General features: G+C 40.0%; 12 protein-coding genes. 7 read left to right on the plus strand and 5 right to left on the minus strand.

The window, feature by feature from the left end; genetic code table 11:
* Positions 1–166: 166 nt before the first annotated feature.
* From ACP7AA_RS05365 to sohB, 4 genes are all read right to left on the minus strand, one after another.
* Positions 167–922, minus strand: coding sequence for a histidine phosphatase family protein (locus ACP7AA_RS05365; protein ID WP_426222850.1), 756 nt, complete (start codon positions 920–922; stop codon positions 167–169).
* A 91-nt stretch (positions 923–1,013) separates the two neighbouring features.
* Positions 1,014–2,297 carry a phosphotransferase family protein gene (locus tag ACP7AA_RS05370; RefSeq protein WP_426222851.1) on the minus strand — a complete coding sequence of 428 codons (1,284 nt, stop codon included), beginning with the start codon at positions 2,295–2,297 and terminating at the stop codon, positions 1,014–1,016.
* 111 nt (positions 2,298–2,408) lie between these two features.
* Entirely contained in the window at positions 2,409–3,659 is a 1,251-nt protein-coding gene (locus ACP7AA_RS05375) for an acyl-CoA dehydrogenase family protein (RefSeq protein ID WP_426222981.1), read from the minus strand.
* 278 nt (positions 3,660–3,937) lie between these two features.
* Positions 3,938–4,924, minus strand: a complete 987-nt coding sequence (gene sohB / locus ACP7AA_RS05380; protein ID WP_201563438.1) for a protease SohB — start codon at positions 4,922–4,924, stop codon at positions 3,938–3,940.
* Positions 4,925–5,389: 465 nt separating this feature from the next.
* On the opposite strand from sohB, the gene aspS reads away from it, so the two are divergent.
* From aspS to ACP7AA_RS05410, 6 genes are all read left to right on the plus strand, one after another.
* Positions 5,390–7,216 carry an aspartate--tRNA ligase gene (aspS, locus tag ACP7AA_RS05385; protein ID WP_298907367.1) on the plus strand — a complete coding sequence of 609 codons (1,827 nt, stop codon included), beginning with the start codon at positions 5,390–5,392 and terminating at the stop codon, positions 7,214–7,216.
* 67 nt (positions 7,217–7,283) lie between these two features.
* Positions 7,284–8,210 (plus strand): lysophospholipid acyltransferase family protein, encoded by a 927-nt coding sequence (locus ACP7AA_RS05390; RefSeq protein ID WP_426222852.1) that lies wholly within the window; start codon positions 7,284–7,286, stop codon positions 8,208–8,210.
* 264 nt (positions 8,211–8,474) lie between these two features.
* Positions 8,475–9,191 carry a glycosyltransferase gene (locus tag ACP7AA_RS05395; RefSeq protein ID WP_426222982.1) on the plus strand — a complete coding sequence of 239 codons (717 nt, stop codon included), beginning with the start codon at positions 8,475–8,477 and terminating at the stop codon, positions 9,189–9,191.
* 78 nt (positions 9,192–9,269) lie between these two features.
* Positions 9,270–10,034, plus strand: coding sequence for a glycosyltransferase family 25 protein (locus ACP7AA_RS05400; RefSeq protein ID WP_426222853.1), 765 nt, complete (start codon positions 9,270–9,272; stop codon positions 10,032–10,034).
* 18 nt (positions 10,035–10,052) lie between these two features.
* Positions 10,053–10,826 (plus strand): glycosyltransferase family 25 protein, encoded by a 774-nt coding sequence (locus ACP7AA_RS05405; RefSeq protein WP_426222854.1) that lies wholly within the window; start codon positions 10,053–10,055, stop codon positions 10,824–10,826.
* 55 nt (positions 10,827–10,881) lie between these two features.
* Positions 10,882–11,499: a YrbL family protein gene (locus tag ACP7AA_RS05410; RefSeq protein ID WP_426222855.1), complete on the plus strand. Its 618-nt coding sequence runs from the start codon at positions 10,882–10,884 to the stop codon at positions 11,497–11,499.
* Positions 11,500–11,596: 97 nt separating this feature from the next.
* Here ACP7AA_RS05410 and ACP7AA_RS05415 read toward each other — a convergent pair whose 3' ends face one another.
* The gene (locus ACP7AA_RS05415) at positions 11,597–12,475 is read right to left on the minus strand and encodes a glycosyltransferase family 2 protein (protein WP_426222856.1); all 879 of its coding nucleotides are present in this window, start codon (positions 12,473–12,475) and stop codon (positions 11,597–11,599) included.
* Between the two features lie 153 nt (positions 12,476–12,628).
* Between ACP7AA_RS05415 and ACP7AA_RS05420 the strand changes: the two genes are divergently transcribed.
* A complete protein-coding gene (locus tag ACP7AA_RS05420) occupies positions 12,629–13,555 on the plus strand; it encodes a hypothetical protein (RefSeq protein ID WP_426222857.1) in 927 nt (308 codons plus the stop codon).
* Positions 13,556–13,822: the final 267 nt, after the last annotated feature.

A 13,822-nucleotide genomic window follows, 5' to 3' on the forward strand; every position in this document is an offset into this window, starting at 1 on the left:
AACCAAACACGCAATCAATTTACAGCGCCATAAAACTAAAGCATTTTAACGATGCTACTTAATGATTTTAAATCCATAAAAAGCGACTACCTATTTAAAGTAACCGCTTTATGATGTTTTTAATTGGCTTTTTAATGATGGCTTTAATATTTTACCCATTTCTTTTTTATCGCCACGTCACAAAGCGCTTGCCTTCAGAAAACAGATGACTATATTCATTGACAGACAATAAGCGCGTACGCTCATTTTTTATTGTAAGAGACGTCACGCCAGTATTGACCAAGCTTTTATTGATTTGATAAGCGGTTGAACTGCCTTGTTGCAATAACTGCGCGGTGATAGCAGCAATGATACCGCCCGAGGTAAAGACCAGCACTGTATCATCACGACCCAACTGTAAGTTAGCAACTTGCAGACGCACTTGCTCAAGCGCTTGCTTTGCCCGCTCACTAAACTGCACCCAACTCTCGATATAGTCACTATCGTTATCACCTGCATGCCAGCGCTGCATCGCCGCATCAAACAGCTCAGCTAATCGCGTAGAGGGCACTTCTGCTTGCGCAATCTCAGCCGCGATTGCCGCGCGATTGCCAAAAGCCGGATTGGATTTTATTAACACATCTTTATGATTAAATTCATCAAATTGTGGCAGTACATAGCTATCAGGCTGATTGATATCGATTGCAGGCGTGTAAGGCTTTTCAGTATCAGCCACAGATGACTGATAACGCTCCCAAAAATGCCGTGCTGAGTCTTGTTGCCTAACCAAGCTACCAGTAAAAATCGCATCGATGCGGCGCTGCGTACTTGCATAGTGTTGACCGAGCATTTGCGCTTGCATACCGCCAAGCTTTGAGAGCTGATCGTAATTTTCTTGTCCAAAGGACGCCTGACCATGACGGGCCAGAAGGATGGTTGTCATAAAACACTACCTTTTATCATAATTTTTACATGCCGTTTTAACCTGCCGTTTTCTACAGATTCTCTACAGTTTATTTATAAAGAATAAACTGTTATTCATCTGATGATTGCGGCGCTTTAGTAAAATAGCCTTTTGGTAAAATGCCTTTGACCACTTTTTGTACTGGAGCTGGCAATTGCTCAATCGTAGCAGCGTCGATACCAATCTCTTTTAATTGTGGTTGCACATAAGTATTGAATAACGCCTCACCTTCGTACTGCGCAATCAGCTTGAGACATTTGGCATGTAGCACATGGACGATGAGCCAAAAGTTCTTAAACGCTGGATTGGTGGTTTGTTTATGATAATAACGATAATAAATTTGCTGCACGATACCCGCTAGACGGAACAGACCGAACACTTCATAAAACGTCCAATTGTCTATCTTAAGACCCGATTGCTTCAGGTAGTAGTCAACCACTTCATCACGGGTCATCATACCTTCTAAGTGCGTTGGCTGACGGCGTGACTGCTGCATGATGATATTGTCATCTTCTTCGACCCAATAAGCCAATGCACTACCCAAATCCATCAAAGGATCGCCCAAAGTCGCCATTTCCCAATCGAGTACACCAATGACCTTGGTCGGATCAGCAGCATCCAAAATCACATTATCAAAGCGCCAGTCATTATGAATGAGGCAAGTCTTACTGTCAGCAGGCGTGTGCTTACTTAGCCATTGACGAACTAAGCCAAAGCTTGGCACGTTTGGCGTTTTGGCCTTGACATAACGCTTATCCCAACCAGTTCCTTGGCGCTCGCAGTAACCTTCACCGCGTCCAAGGTTGACCAAGTCAGGATGCTCTTTATAATCGACTTGATGTAAGTCAACCAACGCATCAATGACATTGGTACATAAAGCACGCGTCTGCTCTACATCTAAAACGATGCCTTTTGGCAAATTGGCACGAGGAATGATGCCTTCCATGCGCTCCATGACATAAAAGTCCGCACCGATGACGGACTCATCAGTACATAGCGCGACCATTTTTGGCACATAAGGATAGGCATCTTTTAAGGCTTTTTGCACGGTATATTCACGTACCATATCGTGCGCTGATTTGGCCTTAGTGCCTTTTGGCGGACGGCGTAAAATTAAATCTTGGTCTGTGCCCTCGCCTTCATATTGCAGCCGGTAAGTCCAGTTTGAAGCACCGCCAGAGAATTGAGTAACCGTTGGCTCGCCTTCTATATCAACCCCTTGCTCGCGTAGCCAATTGCTGACTGCTTGTGCATCAAGCTCCTCGCCTTCGCGCACTTCGCCGCCTTTATCCAAGACTTTATTAAGTGTTTGATCGTCATTGTCAGTGTTGTTGGCATGATTGTCAGTTGCCATAAGATGTTCCTTATCGTGTGGTCAGTTATTTTTATCAATAATTACAGTGATGAAAAATTCACTATTAACTGATTAATAGTGAATTTTTAGAGATGGTATTTTAACGCTATATTACGATTTAGCAGGTTTCGACGAACGACTAAAACCTTGACGCTTAAGCTCTAGTTTCGCAATCATGGTTTTATGTACTTCATCAGGACCATCGGCTAGACGTAGCGCTCGAGCTTGAGCATAAAAGGACGGCAACATGGTATCTTGGCAAACGCCCATACCACCATGGATTTGAATCGCCATATCGACCACTTCTTGTAATACAGTCGGTGCAACGACTTTAATCGCAGAGATTTCTGTGAGTGCTGCTTTGGTACCTTGGGCGTCCATTTTCTGCGCCGCGTATAGTGTCAATAAGCGTGCTTGATCAATCTTAATACGCGCCTCAGCGATACGCTCAAAGTTACCGCCCAATTGTAGCAGTGGCTTACCAAAAGCTGTACGCTCCATGCCGCGTTTGACGGCCAGCTCTAATGACTTTTCAGCGGCGCCGATACAACGCATACAGTGATGAATACGACCTGGCCCTAAGCGACCTTGCGCAATCTCAAAGCCCATACCTGGTCCACCGATAAAGTGGCTGACAGGCACACGTACATCATTGAAGCTGACTTCGCCATGGCCGTGCGGCGCATCATAATCGCCAAATACTTTTAGCATACGCTCAATATTGACGCCTGCCGTTTTTGCTGGCACTAAAACCATCGAGTGCTGATGATGACGGTCTTTAGTGTCATCAGGGGTATAGGCCATGACAATCAAGACATCAACCGCAGGGTCACCCAGACCTGATGACCACCACTTGCTACCATTAATGATAATCTCGTCACCATCGACGACAGCAGTCGCTTGCATATTGGTCGCATCACTTGAGGCAACATCAGGCTCAGTCATACAAAATACTGAACGCGTTTTACCTTCTAATATCGGCGTGAGCCACTTGTCTTGCTGCTCCTGTGTGCCATAACGCCATAGCAATTCCATATTGCCGCTATCAGGCGCATTACAGTTGAATACGTAAGGGGCAAGTAAGCTGCGGCCAGTCAGCTCAGCAATCGGTGCATAATCGGTAACTGATAGCCCAGCGCCTAGCGTGTCATCAGGCAAGAATAAATTCCAAAGACCCGCTTCACGTGCTTGCTTGCGCAAGCTCTCGTATTTTTCTGGCCAGTGCCATTTGGTCCAATCGCCGTCAGGATTTTGCCCATGACAATCAGCCCAAAACTGCGCTTCGATTGGCTCGATATAGGTTTCGATAAAGGCTTGAACTTTGGCATGCATGGCTTGACCATGTTCGGTGGCGGTAAACATTAATGTATCGGTAGACATAGCTGACATCCTTTTCTTTGCTGCTGGTTAATTATTTTCATCACGCTCATATAAAGCTTTTATAAAAAACGCAATGAAATTCTTATAGTGTACGTGCGTATACTCTGTTCTGTATGCCACATTTATAACACAGCGTTTATCAATAAACAGCAAAAAGGCGCGACCCACTAGGACACGCCTTTTACAAAATACAAACAATGCACGATTAAAAAATGCAACGCTAAAACATCATCGACTAGATATCATGATGATATTCAAGATTATTTTAGAATATTCAAGCGACTGTTTAAATCGAAACGTGCCAAGGCATCTGGCAATTTATCAATCGCTATGCTGAGTGTCGCCTCTGCTGCTTGTGACAGCCCTAACTTTTCTGCAAGGGTTGGTTTTTGGCGTGAATGCAGCGCATACACTTCATTATTTTCCATACGCTCTAAAATATAGCTGTCTGAGGTTTGCAGGCTATCAATTAAATTAAGTTTCAGCGCATCTTCACCATACCAATGCTCGCCAGTTGCGACTTTTGCAACATCCAATGTTGGGCGATAAGTATTAACGAAGTGCTTAAATAACTCGTGTGTTTGCTCAAGCTCTTCTTGGTATTTGGCGCGGTCTTCAGCGTCATTTTCACCAAATACGGTCACAGTACGCTTATAGTCGCCAGCGGTAAACATCTCATAATCGACATCATGGTTTTTCAGCCATTTATGGAAGTTTGGTAATTGCGATACCACACCGATAGAGCCAATCACAGCAAAGGGTGCAGCGACGATATTGTCGGCGACGCAAGCCATCATATAGCCGCCGCTTGCCGCGACTTTATCGACACAGACGGTGAGTTTTAGACCCGCGTCTTTTAAACGGGCTAATTGTGCAGCGGCCAATCCATAGCCATGCACCAAGCCGCCACCTGACTCTAGGCGCACCACTACTTCATCGCCTTTATTAGCAGTACTGATGAGCGTGCTGATTTCTTCGCGTAAATGCTTCACCGCCGTGGCTTTGATATCGCCATCAAAATCAAGCACAAAAACTTGTTGCTTATCATCGCTATTATTTTTTTTATTTTTGCTTTTACTTTTTACTTTTAATGCTTGTTTGGCCTTTTTAGCCATGGTTTTTTTCAGTTGTTTAAGCGCCGCTTTACCTTGCGTCGCCTCCATCAGGTCTTCACGACGTTGCTCTTGGCTTTTATTCAGGTGGATAACTCTTAGCTCAACAGGGTTTTTAGAAGGATGAAAAAGCATGAGCGGAATTCCTTGTTAGTTAAAATAGATAATCGAAATTGTTTTAATAAGGTTTTATAAGTTAGCCTGATATGTGCACAGTGGCTAGTATTTTCAAGCAAAATGACAATATTTAACTGACGCTCAATGTTATGGCATGAATACCATAAATAATGATGAACACCTTATAAACACCACATGCACACACCACGAATCAGTAAGATGCCATATTTGCTGAGCATTGCTTACTCTCAGCGCTTTGTATCGCAACCGCTGGTTGTATAACAAAGGCAGATTAGGCATAATATGTGTTTACACCAAATTTTCTGCAGCCAACGTGATGACCATTTGTCTTATATCGCGTTATTTGTGCTTTTTTAGCTAAAGGCTTGAATTGCACGGCGCTTGTATCACACGCTAGCGGCTGTATTATTGTATTTCGAATTGGGCTGACAACTGGATAATTATATTATGACGCAAAGCACTATGACGCATAGCGAATACCGAGACGAATATTGCGGCGCTGTAACCGAAAGCTTACTTGAGCAAACCATTAGTATCGTAGGCTGGGTACATCGTCGTCGCGATCACGGTGGCGTGATTTTCTTAGACATGCGTGACCGCGCAGGTATCTTGCAGGTCGTCGTTGACCCTGATACGCCAGAAGCGTTCGCTCTTGCTGATGCGGTACGTCCTGAATACGTGCTAAAAATTACCGGTCGCGTACGCCGCCGTTATGAAGGCACTGAAAACGCCAATATGACCAGTGGTCAAATTGAGCTATTGGGCAAAGAGATTGAAGTATTGGCGAAATCTGAAACACCGCCTTTCCCATTGAATGATGAGAAAACCACGGTATCAGAAGACTTGCGTTTAAAATATCGCTACCTTGATATGCGTCGTCCGCAGATGCAAGAGCGTATGGTTTTCCGTGCTAAAGCCACTTCAACGATTCGTCGCTATTTAGATGACCATGGTTTCTTAGACGTTGAAACTCCTATCTTGACTCGTGCGACGCCAGAAGGCGCGCGTGATTATCTCGTGCCTTCACGTACACGTCCGGGTAACTTCTTTGCTTTACCGCAGTCACCGCAGCTGTTTAAACAGTTATTAATGGTGTCAGGATTTGATCGTTATTATCAAATCGCTAAATGCTTCCGTGACGAAGACTTACGTGCTGACCGTCAGCCTGAATTTACCCAAGTCGATATTGAAACTTCTTTCTTAAATGAAGAAGAAATCATGAATATCAACGAAGGTCTTATCAAGCATCTATTTAAGACTATGATGGATGTTGAATTTGAGCAATTCCCACGTATGACTTATGCTGAAGCAATGCGTGACTATGCCTCAGACAAGCCTGACTTACGTATCCCATTAAAATTGGTCGACGTAGCCGATTTAATGAAAGACGTTGATTTTAAAGTGTTTGCCGGTCCTGCAAACGACCCTAAAGGTCGCGTTGCTGCCCTACGCATCCCTGGCGGCGCTTCATTAAGCCGTAAACAAATCGATGCTTATACCAAGTTTGTCAGCATTTATGGTGCACGTGGTTTGGCTTATATCAAAGTCAATGACGCCAGCAACATTAATAACGGCGTCGACAAAGAATCTGGCTTACAGTCTCCTATCATCAAGAACATGACTGATGACGTATTGGTCAGCTTGATTGAACGTACTGGTGCCCAAAGCAACGACATTATCTTCTTTGGTGCGGATAAAGCCAGTATCGTCAATGACGCAATCGGCGCACTACGCCAAAAGATTGGTCTAGATTTAGAAATGACCACTTGTGAATGGGCGCCACTTTGGGTCACTGACTTCCCAATGTTTGAAGAAACTGACGATGGGAAATGGACGTCAATGCACCATCCGTTCACGAAGCCAAAAGGTTCTGTTGAAGAATTAAAAACCAATCCTGAAGCGGCACTTTCTATCGCTTATGATATGGTACTAAATGGCACAGAAGTTGGCGGTGGTAGCTTACGTATCAATACCTATGATATGCAGCAAGCCGTACTCGAAGCGCTTGGTATCGGAGAGCAAGAGGCTCAAGATAAGTTTGGCTTCTTACTTGACGCCTTAAAATTCGGTGCGCCTCCGCATGGTGGCTTGGCCTTTGGTTTAGATCGCTTAATTATGCTCATGGTAGGCGCAGACTCTATTCGTGATGTCATCGCCTTCCCAAAAACTAAAACTGCTGAGTGCCCACTAACCCAAGCACCTGCTGAAGTTGATAGCAAGCAGCTACGTGACCTTGGTATCCGTGTGCGCGAAAAAGCACAGGCTGACACCAACAAACCTGCGCAATAAATAGTCAGATAATGCTTAGTTACTTATTATCTGACTGGTTACGTGATTCATCACCGTGTGAACGGTCATGAATCCGTATCATATTTTCAAATTCGTGCCACTGTCTGTCTTGCAGATGCTGGCACGTTTTGTTGCTTGGGTAATATTGCGCCTACCAAATGCTAGCATTATGCGTACTGTCAGTATCAATATGGCACTGATTGCGCCGTCGTTATCTGAGCGACAAAAACAAGCCTTAACCAAAGACATTATTTATCATCAATGTTTAACCAGTATTGAGTCTATCAAGAGTTGGGCGATGCCACCTGAATGGAGCATCGCTCAAATTCGCGACGTTTATAATAAAGATATTTTATTAGAGGGGCTTGCCAATCTTAACGGCATGCTGGCGATTGTCCCGCATCTTGGTACGTGGGAGATGATGAACGCTTGGCTCAATCAGTTTGGTTCGCCAACGATTATGTATAAGCCTGTTAAAGGCGATATTACCAATGACTTTGTCCTACAAGGTCGCTCGCGGCTGAATGCGACCCTAGTACCGACCGATGGTAGCGGCGTCAAAGCGGTCTTTAAAACCTTAAAACAAGGCGGTTTTAGTATTGTGTTGCCTGATCACGTTCCTGACCCATCAGGCGGTGTGGTCGTGCCTTTCTTTGGTGTTGAGACACTGACCAGTACATTGGCATCCAAACTCGCTAGCAAAACCAAATGTGCGTTGGTCGGCTTATCGTGCATTCGCCGTGATGACGGACGTGGTTTTGATATTTATTGTTATAAATTAGACGATCCCGCCCTATATGATCGCAATTCTGAAACCGCTGCTTATGCGCTTAATCTGGCCATGCAACAGATGATTGAAGATAAATGCAGTCATTATATGTGGGGTTATCGCCGTTTTAAGCACATACCCGTTTTAGACAACCCTTATATCGCTGATAAAGAAGCATTAGCAGCGTTTATTCGTAATCAAAACTCTAAGCATACAAAATCTTAAGCTATGAATAATCAATAGCTGATAATAAGTAGAACAATACTAACATCTAATACCTAACACTTAAGAAATAATGTGAATAATAGGTGTGTTAATATCAGTCAACGTTCGTATTATTTACATCCTTTTTAAGCCCTAATTTTTTTAACATTCGTTCTTCATTTATATCAATATGAGTGCATGATGGCAACTGACGTAAAGCAAAACTTATCAATAGACTCAGCCCAAGCAGACGGCAAAGACTATGCGCAACGTTATATTATTTGTATGAAATGGGGCGATAAATACGGTGCAGAATATGTCAACCGTCTTTTTAATATGGTTAGTCGGCACCTGACCTTAGATTTCCAGATGGTCTGTCTCACCGATGATAGCACCGGCATCGATCCTGCCGTTCAATGTTATCCGATTCCCGAGCTGGATTTACCAGCGGGCCCTGAACGTGGTTGGAAAAAACTCACCACTTTTAAGCCAGAATTATATGACCTAAAAGGCGTCGCCTTATTCTTAGACATCGATATCGTGATCGTCGATAATATCGATGGTTTTTTCACGTATAAAGCTGAGCATGAAGACAGTGTCGTCATCATTCGTGACTGGAAAAAGCCATGGCGCATGATTGGTAATAGCTCGGTTTATCGCTTTAACGTTGGTATGGGTACGTATCCTGATTTGCTCGCAAATTTTGAGCGCAACTTCGACAGCATTCGTCAGCAAGTCCGCCACGAGCAAGCTTATCTCTCTAATTATCTGCGTGAGCATCATCACTTAGAATACTGGGATAAGGACTGGTGTGTCAGTTTTAAATATCAGTGTATTGCCCCTATCCCATTTAACTTAGTGCGCGCACCGACGTTGCCTGAGGGCGCAAAAATTGTTATTTTCCATGGCGAGATTAATCCACCAGATGCCATTAAAGGCGGCGGCGGTAAGTGGTATCGTCATGTAAAACCAAGCCCTTGGTTGAAGGAGCATTGGCATTGACATTTTCGAATTTTTACATAACATTTCAGGCTAAAAAACTGCAGATAGAAACCTTATCAATACTAGAGATAAAAAAGCATGAAAGTACAGACTTACCTAATTAATCTTGATGGTAGTGATGAACGCCTAAAAAGTGCCAAGCAACAGCTTAATAGCATAGGTTGGGATTTTGAAAAATTTTCGGCATTTGATGGACGAGGAAAAGCACTATCTAGTTTTGAGAACTATGACGATCAGCAAGCGAAAAAGCTCTTAGGACGTAGTTTATTAAACTCTGAGATTGGCTGCTACTTAAGTCACTATAATTGTGCCCTGAAATTTTTAGAGAGTGATGCAGATTACTTAATCGTTTTAGAAGATGATATGCAGTTATCTGCTGATTTTAAACAAGTTATATCTCCACTATTAGATTACTTATTCTCTAACACACGCCCAGAGTGGTATCTGATAAATATTGCAGCAAATAAGAAGAAACTTGCTAAAGATATTACGGAGATAAATGGTCATACCTTATGGCATGCTTATTACTTCCCAGTGCTAGGATTAGGTTTGATATGGTCAAGAAAAGGAGCAGAAGCGTTCATTGAAAAAGGCAAGACTATTACAATGCCAGTGGATGTTTTTTTTCAGCGATGGTTGAGCGATAGTGGTAGAGGTTTAGGAGTTTGGCCGCCTTTGGTCACGCCTATGGGTTTGGATAGCGACATTTTGGGTACCGTAGCCTCCCAAAATATAAAGCGTAAAGATAAAGAAAATAGAGATTCTACTTACTTTATTAAAAAGCAAAAAAGAATGTTGCAAGATAAAGTATCTGCCATCAAAAACTTACTTACCATTAAATAGACCTTGGTTATCTAAATTATGAAAAACTTTGTCATCAGCTTACAGTCGGCTAAAGAGCGCAGAGAGCATATCAATAATGAGTTTGATGAGCATAATGTCAATTTCGAATTTTTTGACGCTTTAACGCCAGACAGTGCTAAAGACTATGCTAAGAGCTTGGGTTTAAGTATAGACGATGCTAGCCTAACACCAAGAGAGCTAGCTTGTATGATGAGCCATGTCGCAATATGGAAGAAGGCCATTGATGAAAATATTCATTACATCACTATTTTTGAAGATGATATCTATTTAGGTGAAGATGCCGAAAGCTTATTAAATAGCTCTGAATGGATAAAGCCTGATTGGAACATCATAAAGATAGAAGCTTTTTCAAAAAAAGTTTTTCTCTCTACTACTAGATACAACGTTTTATCAAATAAACGTCAAATCGTAGAACTCAGAGGAAAAAACTTAGGTGCAGCTGGTTATACTATTTCTTTGAAAGGCGCAAAATCATTTTTAGATTATATTGTGACTCATAAGATTCAACCAATTGATGAGATTATATTTGATATCTTTGTTAATAAAAAAATTGAACCGGTATATCAGATGATACCTGCACTGTGTGTACAAGAAATGATTCTTAAAGAACGCCAGAATGTATTTTCTTTACCTAGTTCACTAGAATGTGAACGTAGGGATCGCATGAAGCTAGATAAGAAGAGAGGCTTATCTAAAGTAAAGAGAGAGGCGAATCGACTCATCTTACAAACAAAGGCAGCTCTATTTGCTAAAGAAGTATTCTTCAAATAAACATAGAAAAGCCAAGTTAAATATAAACTGATTTCAATTATAAAGGCTAAATAGCATGGTTTTAGTTGAGAAGCTTAAGTTTTTAGGTCAAGGGACTCAAAAACTCGTCTATGAGCATCCCGACGACCCTCAAAAAGTCATCAAAATAATGAAACCTGAGAACGCTACAATTGATGGTGGTAGAGCCAATCAACATCATTTACGCTCGCATCGCTCTCAAGGTATTTATAGACATTTCCGTCGGGAATTACTTCAGTATTTACAGCTATGTAAAAACGACTATAAAGACAATAATTTTACTTTCCCTATCGAAACGGTGCATGGCTTTATTGCTACCAATAAAGGCTTAGGATTGGTTACTGAAAAGATAACGAGCCCAAATGGAAATTCACTAACCTTAGAACACCTTCTCATTAATGGCGATTTCAGTACAAAGCAAAAAGAGGCACTTAATACTTTCTTTAATGAGTGCTGTAGATACCATGTAGTTTTTGGGGAAGTGAATATTGGCGGTATTATGTATACTGAACATCGTCAGGGACGTCCAGAATTCGTATTGGTTGATGGTATTGGTGAAAAACTCATTATACCTTTTAGATCTATGAGTAAAAGAATCAACACTCATAATGTTAGAAAAGTTGAGAAGAAAATAAAAAGTCTAATAGATTTCTAATATACAAAGTCTTTTTTTATGATCAATAGAATATATCTGTTATGGTACTTCTGGTATGAGAGTAGAGTAAAAAAAGCAATGATAATAAAAATACTTGTTAATATAGACAGTTAGCTGAGCTATCAATAGTTTCTCTAATTATATCTAACATTACCTGATTTTTTAGGACTTTATGTTTATATTTTTTAGAAAAAATACCTAGAGCTATATAGCGTATTTTTTTAATCTTTAAACTCCTTTCCAGACTTTTAATGAAACTATCAAACTGATTGGCATTATAGTGCTTATGCATAAATAATATTTTTGACTTATACCAACGATGATAAAAAGCATAGTCCTTATTAGGCTCGCTTGATCCACCTTTATGATATACGCTTAAGTCACTATTCTTTATTAAAGGAAAACCCTGTTTTCTTATTCGATAACAAAGATCTACATCCTCACAGTACATAAAAAAATCATTATCAAAACCTTCTAGCTTTTCAAACAACTCTTTTGTTATAAAAATTAATGACCCTTCAAACCAACAAATCTCATTATTATAGCCAAAATCTTCTGAAAATTCGTAACTATAGTATTCACAGCCATCATGATGATTGTCATTTAATATTTTACTACTAATTGCTCCATAATTAAGATTACTCAGAATAAAGCTATACATCGAATCTAGATATTTTTTATCGGTCATCAAGATATCTGGATTAATGATTAATAGATGCTTTGCTATAGAAATCTCAGCTGCAGCATTCGTAGCACGCCCAAACCCAATATTATCATGTATTTGCACCATTTTTATATTGAAGACGTCACGAAAGTTATTACTTTCTATCATTTCTTCAAGTTTATCATTTTGCACGTTGTTACTGATAATTATTTCAAAATCAGATTTAGACATTGTTTGATCTAGCAGACTATCTAAAAGAGCTTTGATATAGTTTTCTGTATTATAATTCACAATTAATAAAGAAAATTTCATATGAAATCCATAAATAATGACTTTAGGTTTTTATAAAAACTTAGAATAGCTTATAATGAAAGATTGTAATTATACTTAATATTTACCACAACAAAGTATAATAAACACATAATTTCTATTAAATCTTTTACAGCAACATCTTGAGATTACGATATGCATCTACATCTTTACCAAATCTGGTACGATGAAAGCTCAAAACCAGCTCAAAACTCTGGTATGGAAGCGTTTGACTGTAGGAATAATCCTGAATTTCTTAAGCGTGAGATCGCTCACCTTATTAGGTTTTATGACGAAATAGTATCTAATTCAGATGATGATAGCTACTTTGCATTACTATCTCCACGCTTTGGTGAAAAAACCGGATTAACAGTTAGCGAAATAAAGGATTTTGTGTCAAGCAATCCTAATCATGACATATACTTATTTAACCCTTTTCCTACTCATACTTATGTAGATATAAATGTGTGGGAAAACGGTGAATCAAGACATCCAGGACTTAAGCAACTAACTCAACACTTACTTGATACTACAGGTATTGATTTCGATATTTACGCTCCGCATAGGAATAACATCTTAAATACTGTTTATTGTAATTACTGGGTAGCGTCTAAGCCTTTTTTAGACGACTTTATTAGTTTAATAAAAAATATTGACGCTACTATAAATACAATGCCTAAACATGAAAGAGATAGATACTTCTCTACTGCTCGGTATAATACCGAAGCAAGTTACTATCCATTTATTTTCGAAAGATTGATTTGCACCTTTCTTTTAATGAATCCAAATTATTCATCGAAACCATACATTTACACTTATCCATTCTTAGGATGTCATAAGTTAAAGCCATTAGAAAGCAAGTTTTATTTTTCCAGTCATAGACCTTATTTCGATGAATGGGAAACCAATCCTAATAATGTTAATATTATAAACCAAGGGTTTAGTATAGTTCAAAATAGGTTACGACCAGATGTTAGAATTAGTAGTAATAAGGTAGTTAATCGTCTATCTAATTCGCTCCTAAAAAAATTATATAACATAATTCCAATTCATATTAAAAAAGATATAGAAACTATTACATAGATCGATCTCAATACTTTCCCGAGACTATTAACTTAGCTAAAAATTCTTATATGTTCAAAAAGATATAATTCTAGAAAGTTTTTCGTTATAATAGAAGTATTCCATAGTATTATGTATTAAAGAAATATATAGTAAATTCATTTTAAAGTCGATACAGTGCGACTGATATAGATGTTCATTGCTTACTATTATCACAGCAGCTACAAAAAATCTATCCCTGTCGTACATCGATATTAACGCATTGCTTCTAATTCGCATATGACTATA

Source organism: Psychrobacter sp. DWR1-2-3, from assembly GCF_049896465.1.
Taxonomy (GTDB): domain Bacteria; phylum Pseudomonadota; class Gammaproteobacteria; order Pseudomonadales; family Moraxellaceae; genus Psychrobacter; species Psychrobacter maritimus.

Coding starts and splice junctions, on each gene's coding strand:
- ACP7AA_RS05405 (WP_426222854.1), top strand. CDS start 10,053: ATGAAAAACTTTGTCATCAGCTTACAGTCGGCTAAAGAGCGCAGAGAG.
- ACP7AA_RS05370 (WP_426222851.1), bottom strand. CDS start 2,297: ATGGCAACTGACAATCATGCCAACAACACTGACAATGACGATCAAACA.
- ACP7AA_RS05410 (WP_426222855.1), top strand. CDS start 10,882: ATGGTTTTAGTTGAGAAGCTTAAGTTTTTAGGTCAAGGGACTCAAAAA.
- ACP7AA_RS05365 (WP_426222850.1), bottom strand. CDS start 922: ATGACAACCATCCTTCTGGCCCGTCATGGTCAGGCGTCCTTTGGACAA.
- aspS (WP_298907367.1), top strand. CDS start 5,390: ATGACGCATAGCGAATACCGAGACGAATATTGCGGCGCTGTAACCGAA.
- ACP7AA_RS05400 (WP_426222853.1), top strand. CDS start 9,270: ATGAAAGTACAGACTTACCTAATTAATCTTGATGGTAGTGATGAACGC.
- ACP7AA_RS05390 (WP_426222852.1), top strand. CDS start 7,284: ATGAATCCGTATCATATTTTCAAATTCGTGCCACTGTCTGTCTTGCAG.
- ACP7AA_RS05395 (WP_426222982.1), top strand. CDS start 8,475: ATGAAATGGGGCGATAAATACGGTGCAGAATATGTCAACCGTCTTTTT.
- ACP7AA_RS05420 (WP_426222857.1), top strand. CDS start 12,629: ATGCATCTACATCTTTACCAAATCTGGTACGATGAAAGCTCAAAACCA.
- ACP7AA_RS05415 (WP_426222856.1), bottom strand. CDS start 12,475: ATGAAATTTTCTTTATTAATTGTGAATTATAATACAGAAAACTATATC.
- ACP7AA_RS05375 (WP_426222981.1), bottom strand. CDS start 3,659: ATGTTTACCGCCACCGAACATGGTCAAGCCATGCATGCCAAAGTTCAA.
- sohB (WP_201563438.1), bottom strand. CDS start 4,924: ATGCTTTTTCATCCTTCTAAAAACCCTGTTGAGCTAAGAGTTATCCAC.